The 21780-nt window shown below is 51.1% G+C and carries 12 protein-coding genes; 4 read left to right on the top strand and 8 right to left on the bottom strand.

The window, feature by feature from the left end; translation table 11 throughout:
• The first annotated feature begins 196 nt into the window (after positions 1-196).
• The 4 genes from GGR27_RS18345 to GGR27_RS18330 all read left to right on the top strand — a co-directional run bounded on the left by GGR27_RS18345 (position 197) and on the right by GGR27_RS18330 (position 4532).
• Complete coding sequence (locus GGR27_RS18345) at positions 197-865, top strand: YceI family protein (protein ID WP_168040060.1); 669 nt, start codon at positions 197-199, stop codon at positions 863-865.
• 167 nt (positions 866-1032) lie between these two features.
• Entirely contained in the window at positions 1033-2058 is a 1026-nt protein-coding gene (locus GGR27_RS18340; RefSeq protein ID WP_168040058.1) for a VWA domain-containing protein, read from the top strand.
• A complete protein-coding gene (locus GGR27_RS18335; protein WP_168040056.1) occupies positions 2055-3533 on the top strand; it encodes an alpha/beta hydrolase in 1479 nt (492 codons plus the stop codon). Before GGR27_RS18340 ends, GGR27_RS18335 begins: the two co-directional genes overlap by 4 nt.
• 213 nt (positions 3534-3746) lie before the next feature.
• Complete coding sequence (locus GGR27_RS18330) at positions 3747-4532, top strand: tetratricopeptide repeat protein (RefSeq protein ID WP_168040054.1); 786 nt, start codon at positions 3747-3749, stop codon at positions 4530-4532.
• An 8-nt stretch (positions 4533-4540) separates the two neighbouring features.
• Here the strand turns inward: GGR27_RS18330 and GGR27_RS18325 are convergent, their stop codons facing one another.
• The 8 genes from GGR27_RS18325 to GGR27_RS18290 form a co-directional block, all read right to left on the bottom strand.
• Positions 4541-6385 (bottom strand): sulfatase-like hydrolase/transferase, encoded by a 1845-nt coding sequence (locus GGR27_RS18325; RefSeq protein ID WP_168040052.1) that lies wholly within the window; start codon positions 6383-6385, stop codon positions 4541-4543.
• Positions 6386-6558: 173 nt separating this feature from the next.
• On the bottom strand, positions 6559-8505 hold the full coding sequence (locus GGR27_RS18320; RefSeq protein WP_168040050.1) for a carbohydrate binding domain-containing protein: 1947 nt from the start codon (positions 8503-8505) through the stop codon (positions 6559-6561).
• Between the two features lie 324 nt (positions 8506-8829).
• A complete protein-coding gene (locus tag GGR27_RS18315) occupies positions 8830-9987 on the bottom strand; it encodes an AGE family epimerase/isomerase (RefSeq protein ID WP_209037995.1) in 1158 nt (385 codons plus the stop codon).
• A 71-nt stretch (positions 9988-10058) separates the two neighbouring features.
• On the bottom strand, positions 10059-11249 hold the full coding sequence (locus GGR27_RS18310; protein ID WP_168040046.1) for a glycoside hydrolase family 130 protein: 1191 nt from the start codon (positions 11247-11249) through the stop codon (positions 10059-10061).
• A gap of 202 nt (positions 11250-11451) precedes the next feature.
• Positions 11452-13293 carry a sodium:solute symporter family protein gene (locus GGR27_RS18305; RefSeq protein ID WP_168040044.1) on the bottom strand — a complete coding sequence of 614 codons (1842 nt, stop codon included), beginning with the start codon at positions 13291-13293 and terminating at the stop codon, positions 11452-11454.
• A gap of 27 nt (positions 13294-13320) precedes the next feature.
• Positions 13321-14469: a glycoside hydrolase family 26 protein gene (locus tag GGR27_RS18300; RefSeq protein WP_168040042.1), complete on the bottom strand. Its 1149-nt coding sequence runs from the start codon at positions 14467-14469 to the stop codon at positions 13321-13323.
• 493 nt (positions 14470-14962) lie between these two features.
• Positions 14963-19297 carry a hybrid sensor histidine kinase/response regulator transcription factor gene (locus GGR27_RS18295; RefSeq protein WP_168040040.1) on the bottom strand — a complete coding sequence of 1445 codons (4335 nt, stop codon included), beginning with the start codon at positions 19295-19297 and terminating at the stop codon, positions 14963-14965.
• Between the two features lie 632 nt (positions 19298-19929).
• Positions 19930-21756: a T9SS type A sorting domain-containing protein gene (locus tag GGR27_RS18290; protein WP_168040038.1), complete on the bottom strand. Its 1827-nt coding sequence runs from the start codon at positions 21754-21756 to the stop codon at positions 19930-19932.
• Positions 21757-21780: the final 24 nt, after the last annotated feature.

The following is a 21780-nucleotide window of genomic DNA, read 5'->3' as shown; positions in this document are numbered from 1 at the left end:
CTTTTTTGTGCTTATGTTTTCTTATGTGCTTTTTGTGTTCCCATAACTTACTTCTCGGAGGGTTACAATCTCTTACGTGAACCAGTCGCGTAATAATTATTAAACCGTTCAACCACGCCACTCCAAAAACGTTGTAGGTACATCAAATACAAATCGGTGGTTTCTCGTTAATCACTATTCACACAAAATTCACTCAATGAAACATTTATTCTCCCTCCTGTTCCTTTCCCTTTTCTTCGTCGCATGTGGCGGTAGCCCCGAGGGCACCGAAGTCACTTCCGGCGATGCGCTCGCGGACGGCGACGGCAATTCCACGGCAATGGCTTCCGCGGAGTTTGTGGTTGACCCCAGCGCCAGCATGATTACCTGGGAAGGCACGAAAGCCGTAGGTGGCGGCCACCAGGGCACCATCCCCGTAGAGGACGGACGCATGGTCGTCACGACCGAAGACGGTAACATCGTTTCCGGCAAGTTTTCCATGGACATGAGCAAAATGGTCAACACCGACTTGCCCGAGGAAGACGGCGCAAAACTCGTCGGCCACCTCCAGGCACCCGACTTCTTCGACGTAGCGCAGTACCCGACGGCGGATTTCAACCTGGTAAAGATCTCCCCCATGGAAGCGACCGATCATACCCACATGATCAGCGGCAACCTCACGATGAAGGGTAAGGAGCGCTCCGTAACGATCCCCGCTACCATCACCATTGATGGCGACAAAATGACGGCCGAAACGCCGAAGTTCACCATCGACCGGAACGACTGGGGCGTGTCTTACGGCAACAGCATCGTACAACAAGTCAAGGACAAGATCATCAGTGACGAACTCGGCCTACAGATCACGTTAGTGGCTAACCGGGAGTAAGCCCGCCATAGAATTATTGAAGAAACGCCCGCCGACTTAAGTTAGCGGGCGTTTTTTTTGTGCGATACGAGCGCTAATTACCCCAGTAAACCACCAATTAGTGCCAGACCCCGTAATTTGCGAATCACAATCCGCCAGACCACAGACTTTAGACCACAGACCGACACATGTTCCGCCTACAATCCCCCGAATACCTCTGGTTACTAGCCCTAGTCCCAATCCTACTCGGTCTTTTCCTCTGGTACTGGAACCGCCGCCGCGCCGCCCTGGCCCGCTTTGCGGATACGGAACTGCTCGATCACCTCGCCCCGGGCATGAACCGGCGGCTGCCGTGGACGAAGTTTGCGCTTCTGCTCCTATCCATTCCTTTATTGTCGTTTGCGATGGCGAACCCGCAGTGGTCGGCCGAGCGGGAGGAGATCAAGCGGCGGGGCATCGACGTGGTAATCGGGCTGGACATTTCGAATTCGATGCTGGCCGAAGACGTGCAACCGAGCCGAATGGAGCGGGCCCGGTATTTCGCTACGGCGCTGGTGACGGAACTAACGGGTAACAACATCGGCGTGGAGCTATTCACTTGCACCTCGCTCATGCAGGCACCGCTGACGACGGATTACGCGTTCGTAAAGTCAGTCATCGCTTCGGCGGGGCCTTACCAGATCTCGGCGCAGGGCACTAACCTCGGCTCGGCCATCGAGCAGGCGGAGGCGGCTTTTGATGAGACGAGTGCGAACCACCGGGCGCTGATCCTGATCTCTGACGGGGAGGACCACGATGGCTCGGCGGTAGCGGCGGCACGGGCGGCCAACGAAAAAGGATTACTGATTTACACCATCGGCGTCGGGACGGAAAGTGGCAGTCTGATGCGCATCAACTTGGCGGACGGGCGGCAGGACGTCGTGCGGGCATCCGGTGGCGGGGCGGCAACGACGTCGGCCGATCCGGCGACGATGGAAGCGATTGCGAGTGCGGGTGGCGGGCAGTATTTTCCGCTAACGGGAGATTCGGGCGCGCTGGCCGCGGCAATCAAGGCGCGGGTGGATCGGATCGAGAAGCAGGAGTTCGAGAGCCAGTCGTTTTCTAGTTACGATAGCTATTTTTACTGGTTTTTGGGGCCGGCGATTTTGTTATTATTAGTTGAGTTTGCGTTGGGGCGGAAGGATGGGCGGCAGGCTGCAAAATTTGAAATATGATGATGCACAGAATTCTCTTTATCGTTTTGGCCCTGGGCTTTCTGAGTTGCGCGACCGAGGCGCAAGTCGGTGGCAATAGCACAGCCTTCGTCGTGAAAGTAGCCGATAAGCTGCAAAAGGAAACGCGGCCGGAAGGGCGATTGGTGATTCACGTCAAAGACGAGGCAGGGAAGTCAGAAACCTTCGGTGTGTCAATAAAAGGATTAGATGGTGGTGCCGTGACGATTCGTTCGTCTGATAACTGGACCAATAGCGGAGACAATAAATTCTCTGAATTAACGACCGGTCGTTACACCGTCTGGGCGGAGTACCACCAGAAGCAATACCCAATCTCCGATAGCTTGCCAAACACCCTGCGGAGCGAAGAGAAAGCGATCGAATTCGGTAATGGTGAAGCATCGCTTGTGCTCACCGAAGCGCGGCGAGAACCGGTCTTGGTTGAAACCGACCTGGTCCATTCATTTGAGATGCGCAGTCTGGCGCTATCCACTTTTCACGGTGCCGACGTACTGGTCAAAGCTGCGGTTTTGCTTCCGGCCGGATACGCGGCTAACCCAGGCAAAAGGTATCCGATCCGTTACAACGTAGCGGGGTATGGCGGGCGCTTCACGCGGGTGCAAAGACTGGTGGAAGAGCAGGGTTTTATGGATTGGTACGGGGCCGACGAAGGCCCGAACGTTATCTCCGTGTTCCTGGACAGCGACGGACCCTACGGCGACAACTACCAACTCAACTCCGCCAACAGCGGTCCGTTCGGGGATGCGCTGATCGAGGAATTGATCCCGGCTATAGAAGCTGACTACCGGGTCCTTCCGGGCGCGGAGAACCGGTTCGTGGATGGTTGCTCGACCGGCGGTTGGGTATCGCTAGCGTTGATGACCTTTTACCCGGATTCGTTCGGCGCGGTCTATTCTTACAGCCCGGACCCAGTCTCTTTTAACTGGATGCAACTCATCAACCTTTACGAGGACGAGAACGCTTTTTACAACCGCGACGGCTACCTCACCCCCACTCACCGCACAATAAACGGTCGTCCGACGCTGTCGGTCAAACGGGAAGTGAGCGACGAGAACGTCGTGTCGGGTAGTGGGTCCTACACCAGCTCCAAGAGTCAGTGGGGTGCCTGGAACGCGGTGTATAGTGGTCGGGGTGCGGATGGTTTGCCAAAACCCGTTTTCGATCCGGTCAGCGGCGTCATCGACCCGGCGGTGGTGAAGGAGTGGGAGAAGTTTGACCTACTTAAGCATACGAAGGAAAACTGGCCGACGCTCGGTCCGAAACTGGCCGGCAAGGTGTACGTCTGGATGGGGGATATGGATAATTATTACCTGAATAATGCGCTGCGGGAGTATGATGCGTTTCTTAAGCAGGCTACCGGGCCGGCTTCGGATGCGGTTATTGAGTTTGTGGCGATGGAGGGGCATTGTAGTTTGTTTTCTCAGCGGCGGGTGTTGGAGCGGATTATGGGGCGTTAGTGGGTGGCCTGACGCTGGTTTGCCCCCGTCAGCGCTCCGCGGGTTTTGCTTCGCAGTGCTTCGTGCGCCAGAGGAAGTGGAGGAAGAAAAAGAGGAGGAGAGAGGAAGAAGTGTTGCACCCTTGTAGAGATTAAGGCGCGGTCGCAGGTGCAAGGCTGCTTAGTTAAGAAGCAAGGAACCCGTTCCGGCTTAGCCGGGGAAAACAGTATTAGTATGATCCAGAAATTATTGATTCTCTGCTGCTTGTTAGTTTCTACTAGTCTGTCCGCGCAGGCCGGCCATAATGCGCTACGGCGGGGGGATAAGGCTTACAAGGACAAGAACTTCGACGAAGCTCGTCGGGAATACGCCAATGCGCTCGAAGCGGAGAACAGCGCCCAGGGTAATTACAATTCCGGTAACGCACTCTACGAGCAGGGGGATTTTGAGGAAGCCGCCAAGCGCTACGAGGAGGCCGCTAGCCTTTCTGAAAGACCCGATATTCGAAGTAGTGCCTACCGCAACTTAGCCGACGCGCAGTACCAACAAGAACAGTATAAGGAGGCGGTGGAGAGTTACAAACAGTCGCTGCGTATCAACCCCGACGACAAGGCAACGAAGTACAATCTGAGCAAAGCCATTCGCCAGATGCAGGCGCAGGAAGAGCAACAGCAGGACCAAGATGAGGAGGACAAGCCGGAACAGGACGACCAGGACCCGCAGGAGCAAGAAGGCGGCCAGGGCGACCCGAACGAAGGCGAAGACGGTCAGGAAAGCCAGGGCGACCAGCAGTCCGACCGGGAGCCGGAGGATCAAAAGCCGCAGGACGGGGAGTCACAGAACAGCGAACAGGGGCAAGCCTCCGAAGAGGGCCAGCCGAACGCCGACCAGCAGACACCGCGCATGAGCCGGGCGGAGGCGGAGCGGCAATTAGAAATCGCGGCGGAAGCGGAGAAGCAGACGATGCGGCGCTTGCAGACGGGGGAGAATTCCGGATGTGGGTCGGGAAAAGATTGGTGAGAAGAACTTTAACGACTGACTTCTAGTAAGGTAATTTCTTTTACCCAGACGCCGGGCTTTCCGTCGGTAGCTACCCGTAGTTCCGTAGTTCCCGCCGGAATAACCACTTGTTCCGTACGGAACTCCCCCCAGCTACGCGGATATACTTCTTTACGTTTCGTACGGTCAGCCACGGGTATTTGCTCGGTCGCGAAACGGGGTAGCTCGGCAGAATAATCCGCTCCGGAATCCGATAATAACCGGATGGTGCGGCTGGTCGCTTCGTCGTTGTGGTACTTGATGACGGCTACGTAAGTTCTCTCTTTGGTAGTAACGACGGGCCAGACGGCTCCCTCCGCATCGAGATCGACGAACCAGTCGTTTGCCCAGCCGTATTCATCGTTGAAATGTGTTTTACCGAGCGGTTCTCCTTCGTGGGCGAGCAAGTGGACCGGGCCGGCGGCGGCATCTAGATTTATCGGTGGAGCAACCAAGTCGGGGCGGGCCACGGTGGCGGCGAAAGCGGCGTAGCGGCGGGCCATTTGCTGGCCGGTGTTTCCCGTCAGGTCCTGCTCGGTGTAGTTCTCATCGTTGATGGCTTTCGGCGTTTCGGCAGTGTACAGGTTATTGGTTTGCCCAGTATCTCTACGCAGGTTATACAGTTCGTGTTCACCCGGGCTTCGCAGTACGTACAGGTTTTCGCCGGAGCGCATACTGCCCGGGTAGGGTTTGAAATCGTAGCCCTGTTTGAAGGCATAGATGTCGCGGAAGAAAGAGGAACGGAGGATCGAATCGGTCTGATCTCCGGGTGAGAATCCCTGTGTCGCGTCCAGCGTTAGCAAAGGGATTAGACTACGGCCGTCGAGCCCGGCGGGAACGGGTAGGCCAACTGCTTCGAGCAGGGTTGGCAGCAGGTCGATGTGGGCGGCGGCGGCAACGTCATATTGCACTCCGTTGGCAAGGTGTTCGCCCGGGAATTTGATCACGAACGGTACGCGCACGCCGCCCTCGTCCACCTGGCCTTTAACACCCTTAAAACCCATTCGGTAACGATCGCCGTTGGGCCCGTTATCGGTGCTGAAGACGATGATGGTGTTGTCGAGTTTGCCGGCGGCTTCAAGTCGTTCGAGTAGTTGGCCGATACGGTCGTCGATGGATTCGATCATGGCGTAGATGCCGGTGTTGTAGTCGGTCAGGCCGCGAGTTTTGACGGCGTCCCAGTATTTGTCGGCTACCTGGACGGGCGTGTGCGGGGCCTGATAGGTCAGCATGGTGAAGAAGGGCTGATCGGTGTCTTCGAGCATGAAGGCGGCGGCGGTGTCGGTCAGTATTTGCGTCAGGTCGCCGCTGAAGGGAACAGCTTCGTTGTTTTCGTTCTCCAATTCGCCGTTGAAGTAATCGTTAAAATGGCCGAGCGTGAAGCCCAGAAACTCGTCGAAACCCTGCCCTGCCGGATCGTAGGGCTTGGTCGCCCCGTTGTGCCACTTACCGAACAGTCCGGTGCGGTAGCCGGCTTTTTTCAGGTGTTCGGGGATGGTTATTACGGCGTCGTCCATCGTTTCCCGGCGGCGGGTGACGAAGACGGCGCCCGTGCGGGGTGCGTACAATCCACTGAGGAAACTGGCGCGGGTCGGCGCGCAGACGGGGCTGACGTAGAAGCGGTTGAATTTTGCGCCGGAGCTTAGTAAGGCATCCATATTCGGGGTACGGATGGAGTCGTTGCCGTGGAGGGATAAGTCGCCGATGCCCTGGTCGTCGGTCAGGATGAAAAGTATGTTCGGGCGGCCTAAATCTGGCGTTACGGCGGGAGATGCGTCGCGTTCACCGCAGGATAATGGTAATAGTGCGACTAGCAGCAGCAGTAGACGGGCCATATTAACGAGGGGCTGGTGGGGTAATTAATATAGATATAAAAATAATGGGGCGATATCGTAGATGCAAGGTAGTAACCGTAAAAGCAGTAATAGGGCGTAGTACATTTCGTACTACCTTATTACCCTTGCTTTACCTACGTCATTGCACCCGCGACAGCGCCCCCGTTATACAATCAGCGGCTTCCGGAAACCTGAAGCTTGAGGTTTTTTACGTTGCCCCGATGGTGAATATTAAGGAAATACATACCCGCGGCCAAACCGCCGGTAGGTATTTCAATGCGCTGCTCACCCGAAATAATATTGGTAGATTGGCTCCAGACATTGCGGCCGAGCATATCGACGAGCGTTAAACCGGCATTAGTTAGCGACCGCTCCGAAATCAAATTTAAATGGCTATTAATACCTGGTACGGAGGGATTCGGGGCCAGCGTCAAAGAAACGCCGAGGTCGGCTAGATCATTAGTGGGCGTGATGGCGTCGCCGGAATCGCACAGCTGGATGTCGTCTACCCAAACGGAATACGCAGCGGTAAAGCCGTTCATGCGGAGGAATTTAATCTCCACAAACCCATTATCCCAGTCGTCACCGGCGACGAAGGTATAAGAATAATTAAGCCAATCGTTACTGGTGGTGACGAAATTAACGGCAAACTGAGCGTCAAATTCGGGGTCGCGAACGACGCGCGTAAAGGCGCGTAGGGAATCACCGGCGGGAACATTTGAGCGCATCCACATCGTAATCGTGTATTCCTTTCCGGATTCTAAAGTAATATCCTGACCAAACCGGTGGTGAAAATTAGCGACATCATTATCCGCATTTACGTCAATACGTAATGAATTATCCCCGGAATACGGGAGAACTGGATCGAGCTCGAAGACGGCGACGTCCGCCGTATCGTTGCCGTCAAATATGTCCCAGCCCATGCCGTCGTTCATCATGTCATCTTCGGCAAATTCCTGGCTGAGGTTGCTCGAACAGGTCACGGTAGTTGAGCTTTCGCCAAAGACGGTCGGCGTGGGTACTTCCTCACCACCTCCGTCACCGGGCTCCCCTTCTACCGCACAGATGGATACTTCATCAATCCAAATATCGTACGCTTCAGTGAAGTCCTTGCTTATTGCTTTTATTTCAACGTGGACGTCATCCCGGGCTACTTCGTTTTCGAAGGTGAAGGACACTTTAGTCCATTCCGTCCCTACTTCCATTTCCACGTTACCAATGGTCGCAAAACCGTCGAATTCGTCCTTTACGAATACGGCTAACTTGGTATCGGCCAGAGTGCTTTTGGCGTAAAGGGACACTTCATAGTTCTGCCCGGCGACAACGGGAGACACCTGGGGGCGGCTATTAAACTCACCCGTGCCATTCAATTCTGCTCCGGGCTTGAGCACGCTAATCTTGGCGCTTGCGTTGCCGACGTACCCTTCCGTGCCGGTGGAGAAAGCATAATCGCTTTCCGTCCCGCCGTGCCAGGTTCCCCAACTTGTGGTGGCGCCGTCTTCGAAGCCTGGGTTAGCTACGAGATTATCCGCGCAGGTATTGGATGACACCACTTCCGCGGGGGGGCAAACGGATACATCGTCAATGTAAAGGCTATAAGGTTGGTCGAAATCCGCGTTGTACACCTTGATTTCCAGGTGAATGTCGGCCCGGCTGGAGTCCGCCGTCCACGTGGAAGTTATTTCGGTCCATTCGGTTCCGACGGTATCCGTGTCGCCGTGAAGTTGCTTGAAGCCGTCGAACTCATCCTTGAGGAAAAAGGTCACTTTGGTGCTGTCCACGGTGCTTTTTGCGAAAAACCGGATCGTATACTCTTCTCCAGCAACGACGGGGTTGGTTTGCGGGCGACTATTGTATTCCGCTCCTTGCGTACCAGGAATCTGGTCGGTAGGGACCAGGATATTAATTGCAGCACTACTTGAACCGGTATTGGCTTCAGTGCTGGTTTCGAAGCTGTAGGAATTGGGGGAGTTGTTGTGCCACGTCCCCCAGCCAGTAGAGGTGCCTTCTTCAAAGCTACCGTTGCTGATGATAGAATTATCGCACTGCCCAAAGAGGGCTCCGGAGGTAAGAACGCTTGCTAGTATCAGTAGGCTGATGTAGTGTAAAGTTGATTTCATGTTGATTGAATTGAAAAGACCGGCTTGTGACCGATGGGGTTTACTATAAATAATCGTCGTGCTAGATTTGCTGCCCCATTTATTGTAATTGACGAGCACTAAATGAGGGCTGGCAAAGATTTCGCTGGACGCGTACGGAGCTTACCGCAAATTGTAGTTGACTCCATCAAGGTATCTCAGCGATATACTTCCTTAAGGGGGGCAGTGTCACGATACGGAGTGGGATTGGTAACACGCTTCACATAAGTAGCGTCTATTGCATTTAATTGGTCGATAAACGCACGTCTATCCCCCGCGAAAGTGAATACCGGTTTATCCCGTACGTTACTTTAACCGCGTAGCCATTTCCATACACATCCTACCGTTGTGGTAAGGTGTTTTCCACGGTCCGCCAACGTCGTCGGTTAGCCCGGGCACCAGTTGTTGGTCGACCCGCCAGTGCCATTCCCCTTGCTCCCCTCGCTTAAGGTGCTGTTTAATGAACGCCCAGCAATCGAACGCCGCCGTGATGTATGCCTGGTTGCCGGACAGCACGCCCGCGTTGTAAAACCCCACTACTGCCTCAGCTTGTGGCCACCAGTGCTTATCCGTATCGAAATGTCCGTTCGCGAAGCGCTCGTTAAACAAGGACCCGTCCTCATCCAGGCCTTCTTCCAGCGTAACCCTAGCCATCTGGACCGACACCCGTTTCACTTTCTCGATCAACGCCTCATCACCGCTGACCTCCGCGGCTTCCCAGAGTAACCAACTGCATTCGATATCGTGACCGAAGGACACTTCGTCGGACTGGACGTTCCAGTGCTTATCGAAAAATAAATGCAGGTGATGAGTGTTCGGATCGATGAACCTATCGATGAAGTAATTGACGAGGTCCGTGAGTGCTTCTTTGACCACGGGGAGTGGATTGACCTTACACAGCAAAGTGTAGGCTTCCAAAACGTGGAGGTGGGTATTCATCGTTTTGGCCGTATTCTGGTCCTTATCGCTTAACCGCATGTCGTCGATGGGTCGCCAGAAATGATCGAATGCTTCAATGTACCCCCCTTCCGTTTTGTCGATGCTGTAGCGCTCGATCAACCAAAAAATCTCCATGGCTTGACGTAGTGCTTCCTCATCTTTGGTCAACTCGTAATAAGCGGCAAAAGCGTAGATGGCGAAGGCTTGCGCATAAATTTGTTTTCTGGTATTGATTGGATTTCCTTCGGCGTCCAGCATCCAGAACACGCCGCCGTTGACTTGGTCAATGAAATTCTCACTACAATACTCCCATAAGTAATTCGCCCACCGCCGGTGCTCTTCACTACCTGTTTGTACGGCTGCGGTAGCAAAAGTCCACAGTAAGCGCGTATGTAAAATAACTGCTTTGTCGGCGTTTTTGTGCAGGGTTCCTTGCCCGTCCATCCTACCGTAAAAGCCACCGTTTTCCTTATCGACCATGTGCTCGACCCACCAGCTTAGTAGCTCGTTGAGTTCGGTTTGCATTTCCTTTTTGAGAATTGATTCTCTGGTGTCTGTAATAACATTTTGCATGGTATGAGCGGGTATTTAGGTGTTTACGAGGAGACATCTTTAAACATGGACAGACTCAGGTTCTTCTTGATGAGCTTATTTCTCTGGAATACACTTTTGGCGGATTGCAGTCCGTCTTCCGGGGTGTTCATCGCGTAATCCAGCAATTGCTTTATCGAGGAGGTAGCTACGTGCATTCTGGTGTCGGACGAAGCGTAATAAATAAATACCTCATCCTTGTCGTTTACAATCCAACCGTTACTGAAAGCTACGTTAGAGACGTCACCAACCCGCTCTTCACCTTGTGGGGCGATGAAATGACCACCGGGGGCGTGCGTCATTTTCCAGGGTTCGTCTAGATCCGTCATGAATACGTAGAGAACGTACCGGAGTCCGGCAGCCGTGTTACGAACACCGTGGGCCAGGTGCAACCAGCCTTCCGGTGTTTTAATGGGGGCGGGCCCCTGACCATTTTTCACCTCCTTTATCGTGTGGTATACCTTTTGGTCGACGATCACTTCCTCCGTGACTTCAGCGTTTTCCATGCTGGCGGTTAGACCCCAGCCGATCCCACCACCACCACCTACGCTAATGAAACCATCCTGTGGACGGGTGTACAGGGCGTACTGACCATCGACAAATTCAGGGTGTAGCACCACGTTACGCTGCTGCCCGGAGTGAGTAATCAGGTCGGGTAAACGTTCCCAAGTCAAGAAGTCTTTGGTGCGGGCGATGCCACACTGCGCTTCCGCGGCGGAAGTATTGAGGGGCAAAGTTTTATCTTTTCTTTCCGTACAGAACAGGCCGTACACCCAACCGTCTTCGTGGGCGGTGAGGCGCATGTCGTAGACGTTCGTGTCCGGCTCTTCCGTTTGCGGCAAGGTGATGGGGTAATTCCAAAACCGGAAATTATCCACGCCATTCGGGCTTTCCGCAATTGCGAAAAACGACTTCCGATCATTGCCTTCTACCCTTACCGCCAGCAGGTATTTTCCCTTCCAATAGATGGCACCTGAGTTGAAGGCGGCGTTAATGCCTTGCCGTTCCATCAAAAAAGGATTGGTAGCTTCGGTAAAATCGTACCGCCAAAAGACGGGGGTGTGCTCGGCGGTTAGGATTGGATACTTCCAACGGTTAAAAATACCGTTGCTCAACGGCTCGGGTTCGTTTTTGCGCGTGATTAGAGTTTTGTGGTGCTTAAGTAGCGCTTCTTTTCTTTTATTGAATGTATTCATATAATTTTATTTTGGGGGAGTTTCCTTTTAATGGAGCTAAATGGGAATAGGTTTGGTGGCATCAATTAGTCACTCATCGTCCGTCCGTATCCGCTTGCGGGCGTGTATGGAAATGACTTGCACGATGTTGACAAATCTCACGTCATCGCTTCAATCGGACAAGAAGCGTGTGATCGGTTTTATATTGTATTAACCTTTGCGGTTATTCTGGTATGGAATCTCGTACTTCTACGGGATAATCTTCCAGTTTATCGTACCAGTTATATTTCAAGATCACGGTACACAATATGGCTACGCCCATGCTAATCAGGAAAGAATCCCACTGCCGAATGATCATGAAGATTGGCGCGGCGGTAATGGCTACTTGCCAAATGATTCCGACGGCTACGTTCAGCATATCTCTACCAAAATCATTATTTTTTTCGAGGTTCGGGTACTTACTCAGTAATTCATTATGAATCGGCTTCCAAAAACCCCAGGGCCGTGTTCTAAGGTAAAAGTTTTTGAGCACTTCAACGTCATCCGGTTCGGTCAGGAAACTAACCGCGATACAGGCGGTCAGCGAGAAACCAAAGTTGATCGGAAAGGCTTCCAGCGCCGAGTATTCCGGCAGGGCGTAGGGCAAGATCATCGCGGCTAAAATACCGGCGACCATCCCCGCAAAGTAGCCGAACCCATTGAACCGCCACCAGTACCATTTCAGCACGTTGGCAGCCGTATATCCACCGTAAAGGGCGGCGACCAACCAGTCGATTATGTTGTTAAGAGAATCGAGCATGAAGGCAAACAAGGTCCCGACAATCACGACCGCCGCAGAGGCCAAGTAGCTCATGTTAATGTACTGTTTGTCAGTAGCGTTGGAATTAATGTACCGCTTATAAATATCGTTGACGATGTAGGCGGGCGCGGCATTTACGGAGGCGGCAAAGGAGGACATGAAGGCGGCCAGTAAACCCGCGATCAGAATGCCGAGCAATCCGACGGGTACGAAGTTCTTGATGGCGAACGGTAGGATCTGTTCGAAATCTACCTGGTCACCCATCTGGTTGAGCTCGTCGCTGTAAAAGACCAGCGCTAGCACGGTTAATCCGGCAATCAACATGTACCGTGGAAAGAGTAGTACCAAATTGACAAATCCACTCATCTTAGCTGCCTCTTTGGGGCTGCGGGTGGAAAGCACCCGCTGCATATCGTAGCTCGGGGCCGGGCCGGCCAGACTTTGTAGCACACCCTTCAGGAGAACCATCGTAATAAAGATGCCGAACATTTCCCAGCCATCATCCTTGATTTTATCGTTCACGCTGTCCATGATCCCGGTCCAATCCAGATCAAGTTTCCAGCTAAAAAATATATTATCCCAATTCGTGGGAATGAATTCCGCCAACATCTCGGGAGATACTTGCTGCATGGCAATCACCCCGATGGCAATACTGGCGATGGTCATGATCACGTACTGCAACACCTCCGTAAATACCACACTATACATACCACCTTTGATCACGTAAATAGCGGTGAAGAAGGTGAAAATCAGTCCGTAGTACATTTCGTTGGTGGCGGGGACGGACGATAACTCCAACGGCAAGAACGCGGAAGCAAATTTTCCGATCCCAATAAATCCGTAAGCCACGTAAGTAATCACTACGATGACGGCAAAGAGCACAACGACGATGTGCGCCAAATTCGCCCCCTTGCCGTCCCCAAACCTAAATTTTATCCATTCCGCCCCGGTCATCACGCCCGAGCGCCTTAGCCAGACCGACAGGAAAATCATCATAAAGATCTGGTTAAAAACCGGCCAGAGCCAGGGAATCCAAACTGATTTTAGTCCGTACACAAAGAGCAGCATTACCATCCACATCGTTCCGCTGATGTCAAACATCCCGGAAGCGTTGGATAAACCAAGGTAATACCACTTGATTTCATTACCCCCCAGGAAATAACTTTTGATATTCTTGGAGGCCTTTTTAGATATCCAAAATCCAATTCCTATGGTTAGGATCAGATAACCCAAAATGATGAGTACATCAATAAGGTGTAGTTGCATGGTATGCTGATTTGTTGTGTACGGCAGCTAGTCCAGTTCGTAAATCTTCGGAAGTCGATCCTCCATAATGATTACCGGGTCGTTACAAAATTCGATAAAGTCGGGTGCACTCGGGTGACCGGGATACGGAGCGTAGTGGTGGTCCAGTCTACTGTTACGCCATACCAAAACCCAGGCTATTTGGGAAGCGATCGGGTCGGTTTTGATTTGCTTCAGCAGCTTTTCCGTCCACCATTTATCTTCTGGGATGCCGGATACGCCGGTTTCGGTAAGAGCCGCTACCTTGCCCTTTTCGTTTGCTAATTCTACTACGGTCCTCAACCTTTTAGCTACGTCCTCGACGTTTCCGCGAACGCTGAAGTCGTAGTAATTATCCACCCCGAGAATATCCACGTAGGCATCTCCGGGGTAACATTCTAAAAAGTGCGCTTCGTCTCTGAATACGTCGGGGGAGTAGGCGTACAGTAAATTATCCAACCCCTTCACGTCCCGCAAGTACTCCACCGTAAATTGCCAGATCGCCTTGTATTCTTCGGGCGTGCAGTGACCTTTCCCCCACCAGAACCAACCGCCGGTGTGCTCGTGGAAGGGGCGGAAGATGATCGGCACTTTTTCCTTAAAAAGAAAACCGACTTCAACGTCGGCCATGAAGTCAGCAAAATCATCCAGGCTTTTTTTGTAGACACCGTGGTGACTTCCACCGGGCAAAATGGCGGCTACCACTCTATCACCGACATCCCAGCTGGTCCCGCCGGTCACGTAGTTTTCCGAGTGCCAACTCACCGTGTTTATTCCCCCCATTTTATACACCCGTTTCATCCAGCCCTGCATCTGCTGAAAATCGACGGTATCGAGGTTGTAGGATTTTTTACCGATTTGCCCCATGTCCCAACCAAAAACGGCGGGCTGCTGTCCGCAAATATCGTCCACGTCGGATTTCATTTTATGCCAGTCTTTCCACCCCACGCCGTAAGCCAAAGCATCCTGCTGGCCGAACAGAATTCGGTCTTTAGCTACCGTCCTGAGGTTCGCAAACAACGCCTTGGTTTGCTTAGTCGCTTCGGCGTCGACGGTCGCGATCTGTTGATACTTACCGGGCACGCGCACCGAGCAGGTTTGCCACAAACACACACAGGCCAGTAGGAGCCCGTGGAAGAAAACTGGTTTAAATCTCATCGTGGTATTTCGTCTGCTAGTATCAAAATCGTTGCCCTCAAGATCCCGAGCGAGCCAAGCACCAAAGAGAGGAAAACCCTTCAAAAGGGGGGGGCATTTGCACTATCTGCAGATTATCAAGGCCAAATGCTATACTGGCTACCAAATATATCCCGCATCATCCCCCCGTCGACTACTTTGCAGGTGTGCCTCAGGAATCAAATTACCGATGCCCCTTTAGGATCCATGATGGAGAAGTAGCGCCCGATCTCAGTTCCAAAAATTTTAGTTGGGCGCGGGCGCGGGTGCCAGGGAAATGGGAAAAGTGTCTGCGAGATGCGCGGTATCAATCATCGTTATGGCATCACCAGTAGCGTGCGCAGTCGAAATTATGGGATGGAGCACGGTCGTTTTTGCCCGCGTCACACCTAATTTTTGTGCCAAGCCAACAGCACAGATCGACTTCCCTTAGTGGAGCACTACTCAGAAATGAGCCTCTTGATATCTACGCACGCTACAGTTCGCTATCTAACTTCTCGTCCGTAACGGAAGCATCCTCATAAGCTCCGGGGCTCACACCAAACTCTTTTTTAAACTGGTTCCGGAAGGACTTCAAGTCGTTGTAACCGACCATATAGGTTACTTCGGCGACCGTGTACTGCTTGCTCTGGAGCAACTGCGCGGCACGTTGTAAACGGAACCCAAGGATTATTTTCTTCGGAGACTTACCGGTGATGGCCTTCATCTTACGGTACAATTGCATCCTACTCATCAGCAATGAAGTAGCCAGCTGTTCAACCGAAAATTCACTGTCGTCAATGTGGCTTTCTATGACCACCTTCACCTGAGTCAGCAGGGTTTCGTCCAAAGAATTAAGCACTAAGTCGGTTGGGCTCAGGTCAAATGTCTTGGTAAACCTTTCCTTCAGGCGCTGGCGCGAATCAATGATGTTATTAATTCTGGCCAACAGCAGTTGCATGTTAAAGGGCTTGGTGATGTAATCGTCGGCTCCAGTTTCTAAACCATCGATTTTAAAAATGAGGGAGGTTCTTGCGGTGAGTAAGATTACCGGAATGTGACTGGTATCGATAGTGGATTTAATCAGGCGGCACATTTCAATTCCATCCATCTTTGGCATCGCAATGTCCGCTAGTATCAAATCGGGGAGGTGCTTATTTGCTTTCTCTACGCCTTCCACTCCATCACCCGCCTCGTGAATTACGAAGAGAGCCGACAAATTTTCTCTGAGGTAAGCACGGATATCGCGGTTGTCCTCTACGATTAAGATACTCTTTTTCTCAACCGCGAGCGCGGGGTTAGCCGGAGCGGGGGCGGCAACTTCCGCCGAAATGGCAACGGCTTTTTCCACCCACGCCCCTTTACGATAGTGGGATATATTTTCACTATTCTTGAATCCGATTATTTTTTCATCCTCGGCGAAATGGTGGGCTTCTCTCGGCAGCGCAACGAAGAATGAAGCCCCTTGGTCCTCTTCACTTTTCACCCAAATGATACCATGGTGTGCCTCGACGATACTTTTGCTTAGCGCCAACCCAATGCCCGTCCCCCCCTGCCTGGTGACCGCTTGGTTTTTCTCGACTTGGTAAAACCGGTCAAAAACTAAAGCCAATTGATCTTGCGGGATCCCTACGCCCGTATCGTGTACCTCAACGAGTAAATAATCAGCATAAGCTACGTTACCACGAGGATGCATAGCGGACAGCTCTTTCTGGGTAACCTCTTTTATTATAACATCGATGTTTCCTTTCGAAGGCGTGAATTTTATGGCATTCGTTAGCAAGTTAAAAAATAACTTCTCCATTTGGTCTCTATCGTACCACAAAGGTATCCTCTCTTTTTCCGGTGAAAAAGTCAATTTGATTTCGTGCTGTTTAGCCAATTCTTTAAACGACAAGCCAATTTCTTGAGCAAATTGCACAAAGTTCCCTTCGGCTACTTTCAATTTCATTAAGCCTGCCTCACTTTTCTTGATGTCTAGTATTTGGTTGATCATGGTTAGTAACCGATTAGCATTATGGTACATTCGGTCGAATGACTTATACAATGTCCTGTTGCCTTGATAATCTTTAAGGTATTGCTCTAACGGGCTGATGATCAACGTAAGTGGCGTTCTCAGCTCATGAGAAATATTAGTAAAGAATATCGATTTCATGTGGTTGACCTCCTCTAACTTCTCTCTTTCTAATGTCTCTAATTCTAGATTATGGTTGAGTTTCGCTCTGGTTTGGGCCAAGCGGCTTATACCGTACAGTAAAACCATGAATAATAGTCCATATACTATGTAGGCCCAGGTCGTCAGCCAAACTGGAGGAAGTACCGTGAGCCCGATCGCGACCGGTTCGCTCCATACGCCATCACTATTTGCGGCCTTAACTTTAAAGACGAAATCGTCGTACGGCAAGTTGGTATAATGAGCTATTCGCTGGTCCGCATTCGTGTACACCCAATCCTCCTGAAACCCTTCCAGCTTATACGCATACTTTATTTTTTGGGGTTCCACGAATTGTAACCCGACAAATTCAAAAGCCAACACATTATCGCGGTAGGACAGCTCGATGTTCGTCGTCTCCGAGACGGCGTTTTCCAGTAAAGTTCGCCCATCCTCCAACCGCCCGATCGGAATAGATTGGTTGAATAATCGAAAATCGGTAATAATTACCTCAGGAGGGACTGTGTCCACCAAGACAGCTAATGGATGAAAGTAATTTACGCCATTCGCCCCCCCGAAAATCAGTTGCCCGCTCGGGGTAGCGCTGGAAGATTCATCATCCAACAAGTTTCCTTCCAGGCCGTTGTAAACATTATAATTCTTTATTTCTCTAGTATCTAAAGAAGAGGGTATGGAGGACAGACCTTTTCGCGTACCGATCCAAAACTTACCCGTTTCATCTTGCTGAATGGATTGAATTACAGCATTCTCTAGCCCATCTTTTTCCAGAATGTGCGTAAAGGAGTGGTCTGACAGGTCAAGTATGTTCAATCCATTTTCGGTACCAATCAGTAACTCGTTGTTGCTTTTTTGAAAAAAACAACTAATCGCATCATTACTTAAGGAAGTAGCATCGTCAATGTCGTAGAAGTAGTGCTTAATCAAGTCGAGCTCATTAGATAGTGAGTCGTACTTCAACTTAAAAACACCGCCCTCCCGAGTACCGAGCCACAAGAAAGTATTCCCATTTTCTATGGTTTCGATGAGGTGTACCGCCGGGAATTCACGAAGATCCGCCTCCATATCTCTGGTATGGGTGAAATGCGCAAAAGTCTCTTTCGTAGGATCATAAAACCCGATCCCCTCGTCCCAATACCCAAACCAGATACGGTTAGCCGACGACTTTGATAGAGTCATTAGGTAGTCATCCGCTAAACCATTCTCTTTGGTAAAGTGAGAAAACTGGGTTAGTACGCTAGATTCTTCGGGGATATCCGATTCCTGAATTTTCATCAACCCCGCCCCCTGGGTGGCGATCCACATATTATTCGACCCGTCGACCTTGATGTCCGAGATAAAATCGGCCAAATCAGTAACCAGAGGTGGGCGTAGTGGGAAATGCTGAACTTCGGTTGACAGGTTGCCGGCCGAATCAAAAGAAAGGTAGTTAACCCCTCCCCCATTCGTCCCGACCCACGTTCCCGACCGGGTGTTCGCGGGCGTCATGCAGGTAACGATGCTGTTGATTTCGTTCTTGTTTTCTCCCACCCGGATGCTGCGAAAAGGCTCCCCACGTAGGTTCAAATGATTCGTCCCCCCGTTCGTACCAATCCACAGTTCGCCGGACCGGTCTAAAAACAGTTTTTCCACCTTATCGTTATTCAAGCTTCTCGGGTCCAAACTATTGGAAAAATAGTGCTGAAACTCTCCGGACTTCTTATCTAGTACGTTCAACCCGTTGTAGGTACCGATCCAAACCCGGTCATGTAGCCAATCTTCAACAACGGTGGTTACGAACCCGTGGCTTAAGCTATTTTCATCATTTGTTTCGTGATAATACGTTTCGTAAGTAATCTCCGCTTTATCGTCATTGCTATAATATACCTTTTTCAGACCGATACTCGTCCCGATCCACAGTACGCCCGGCTCGTGAAGAGAAGGTGTTATACTGCCGATGAAGTTGTGCCGCAGAAAATCATCCTCGCTCACGCCCTCGGGAGCCAAGGAGTAACGGAGAAAATAATCCGGAGTGCCATCTTTTTTTCTAACAACGCGATTTAAACCGATCTCGCAACCTATCCAAAATTCCCCATCCGTAGATTCAGCCAGCGCGTAAATGAAGTCATCACTCAAGCTTCGTTCGTCACCAGGCTTTTGCTTGTAGTGGAGGAATTGTTCCGTTGCAGAATCAAAACGATTGAGCCCATTTTCCGTACCAACCCAGAGGAAACCATCTTTGTCTTCCTGAATAGCCCAGACATTATTGTTGCTCAGGCTATTCAGCCCTACTGGGTCATGGTGATAAGAAATGAATCCGTCCTTTTTGGGGTCGTACAGGTATAAGCCTTCGTAGTGTGTCCCGACCCAGAGGCGCTGTTGACTATCTTCGGAAACACAGGAAATCTTATTACTTTGCAGTCCATTCTCACTGCCGGGTTCCTGTCGGTACATTTTTAGATTATACCCATCATATTTCGCTAACCCCGACCAGGTAGCCAGCCACAAAAAGCCTTTGTGGTCTTGAGCAATATCGTTGATCCCGATATTAGCCCATTCCATTTTGAGCGGCAGTTGCTGAAAATCGAGCGCACGCGTTTGAGCGGATAGTGATAGCACCCACGCTAGAACAAGAATTAAAACTGACTTTACTCTAAGCATCTTTTTGGTAATTCGACTCACTATTCTCACTGGGTTAAGCTGATCCAAGATTTACAATATACTAAGTCCTCGAGAACTTATGCACCGCAAGGATCCGCGTTAGAAGACAAAAGTGAGGTCAGTCGCGAGCTTATGGCTGCATTTGGGTCACAATGTGCATCTGTATCACCTGCATCTTCTTCAAAACTGGCCTTCTGCTTGCCACAACATAATTCTTTACCTCATCAAATTTCCGTTCACTAGGGTCGGTGTAAGCTATCTCAACGACTAATGTACAATACGCTGACGACCTGGCAATACGTGAAAAGGGCACGGGGGGAGGCCGGTTTACGCACGGTAAAGAAATGCATCAGTACTAAGGTGCATTTACGTACGAAGCCAGGCGTAGAAAACCCTGTTTTATGAATAATTTTTGCATCCCGCGTCCGCGCCTAATCATTACTATTTTGGGGTGTGGCCGCGGGTGCAATGTGTTTAAGAACGGCCGGGGTGATCCGAAGCACCCCACGGACTATTACTATCCGCAGTACCATAATTCACTGCGTGTGTTTTATAAAAAAGCGTAGCCCCGGCACACTATGGATAGTGTGTCGAAGCTACGTTTCTCAGTGAATACGGGCAACCTGAATTACTTCAGAATCACACGGCGTTCATCATTTCAATAAAATCATCGTCTTACTAGTGACGTACTTATCGGTGGTTAATCGGTAGAAATACGTGCCGCTAGGGTGCGTACCCGACATGAACTCCGCAGTGTGCGTACCGGCCGGCAGGGAGCTGCTGACTAGTGTCTGGATCGCCCTTCCGGAAATATCAAAAATGGATAGCGTTACCGCCGTGCTTTCCTTCAAATCGAAAGAAATCATGGTTGTATTCTTAAAGGGGTTCGGCGCGTTGCTTAGGTTGAAATTATCCGCGCTCACCACCTCCTGCGTGCTGGTCAATGATTTCTGATAAGCATCTTTCACTGCCTTTATGGAAGCTTCCGCGTCGTAGTCTTCGTCGTTCCAGTGTAGCGCACCGATCCGTAAGCCATCGCTGACGGAAGTTAGGTCTCTCGTGTAAGAAAAGTCTTCCAACACGTCGGAGATCTTCGTAATTCCTCCCGATCCGGCCGCAGCCGACTCGGTTTCGACGCCCGGGATGGTCAGGGGATCAAAGTCACCAAACTGATACTTTACGTATTCCGGTCTGGTGGGGGTCTCTACACCGGGCACGCCCCACTTATTGAGGTTCCACTGGATGAAAGGATCAGCGGCTTCCTGCGGTAGCGCTTCCGTAACCATGCCTAAATCCTCGGCACGAAATTCGTAGATGATGTTGTTTTCCTCCACCAAGTTCTTGTGGTCGTCAAGCAGGGCGGTCGTCCTTTCGTTCTTCCAAATACCGGGTACGTTCACTACCTTAAATGCCCCGTTGGTGCCTCCCCAGTTCAAATAAGAAGTCGGTGCGTCGGGAAATTCTGAATTAAAGCCACCATTGTAGTAGTCGTCCAGCGTAGCACTGGAAACGACTACGTTATCGGCCGCGTAAAAAATGATGTCCGACAACTCATCGATTTCGTCCGTTAGCGTGGAGTCAGTATTTAAGTACCGGCTTGGGAGGGCAATGGAGTTCTCGATGGTATCTACCCCAATGATGCCGTGCAGCAACGCATCGGGGTCCTGCCCACCAACGGCCACGTTTTCCCGGTCTTCGCCAACCATGTTTCCGTTGACGAACAAGTTATTGGTGAAGTAAGCTTCTCTCCAATACTGGTTCAAGAATGGGTATTTACGGTTGTTGATGAAGGTATTGTGATTGATTACGGAATAATCAAACAGGCAGTTCTGACCGAGAACGGTTAGGCCACCTCCGGAGACGGTGTTATTCTCGAAGATAAAGGTGTCGATCGGCACCTTGGCCATTAGCACCCTACCGCCCCACCACTGCGCGAAGTCGTGAAAATCGCGGAAGTAGGAATTCCGAATTTCCACGTTTGCTCCCTGCTTTACGTTGTTCATGTTGAAAATCATCAACGAACAATTTTCGAAGAAGGATTCCTCCACGATCAGTTTCCGATCGTTTCCGGAGATGTTGAAGGCGGTCTCCGGAATAGAATTGTCCGATTCTTGGTTGTGGTACTGAATATTCTGGATGGTCAAACTACTATTGATTTCATTAGTCCCAATGTTCAGGTCATTGACCGGTTGTTTGAAGATGATGGGTTTAGACCCCCCCTCTTGGCCCCTGATGGTAATCGTCCCCGTAGGGTTACTGACGTTAATCGCCGATCGTTGGATGTAAAACTCGCCCGCTTTGAGTTCGTAGATTCGGTTAGGATCGGCTCGCTCACCGGTACTGGTAGTATCTCCGTTGATGGCGAGCTCTAGTGAGCCCGGGTTCGCGCTGCCGCCCTCAATGACCAGTACGTTCTGAGCAAAAAGCGCCCCCGTAGTGGAAAGAAGTGCAAAAAGTAAAAGTAAATTCTTATAATTCATTTTTTTTAGTTTAAGTACGATTAA

Source organism: Neolewinella antarctica, from assembly GCF_011927835.1.
In the GTDB taxonomy this organism is placed as follows: Bacteria; Bacteroidota; Bacteroidia; order Chitinophagales; family Saprospiraceae; genus Neolewinella; species Neolewinella antarctica.
Note: the sequence above shows the minus strand (reverse complement) of the source record. Positions and strands in the feature narration are given on the sequence as shown.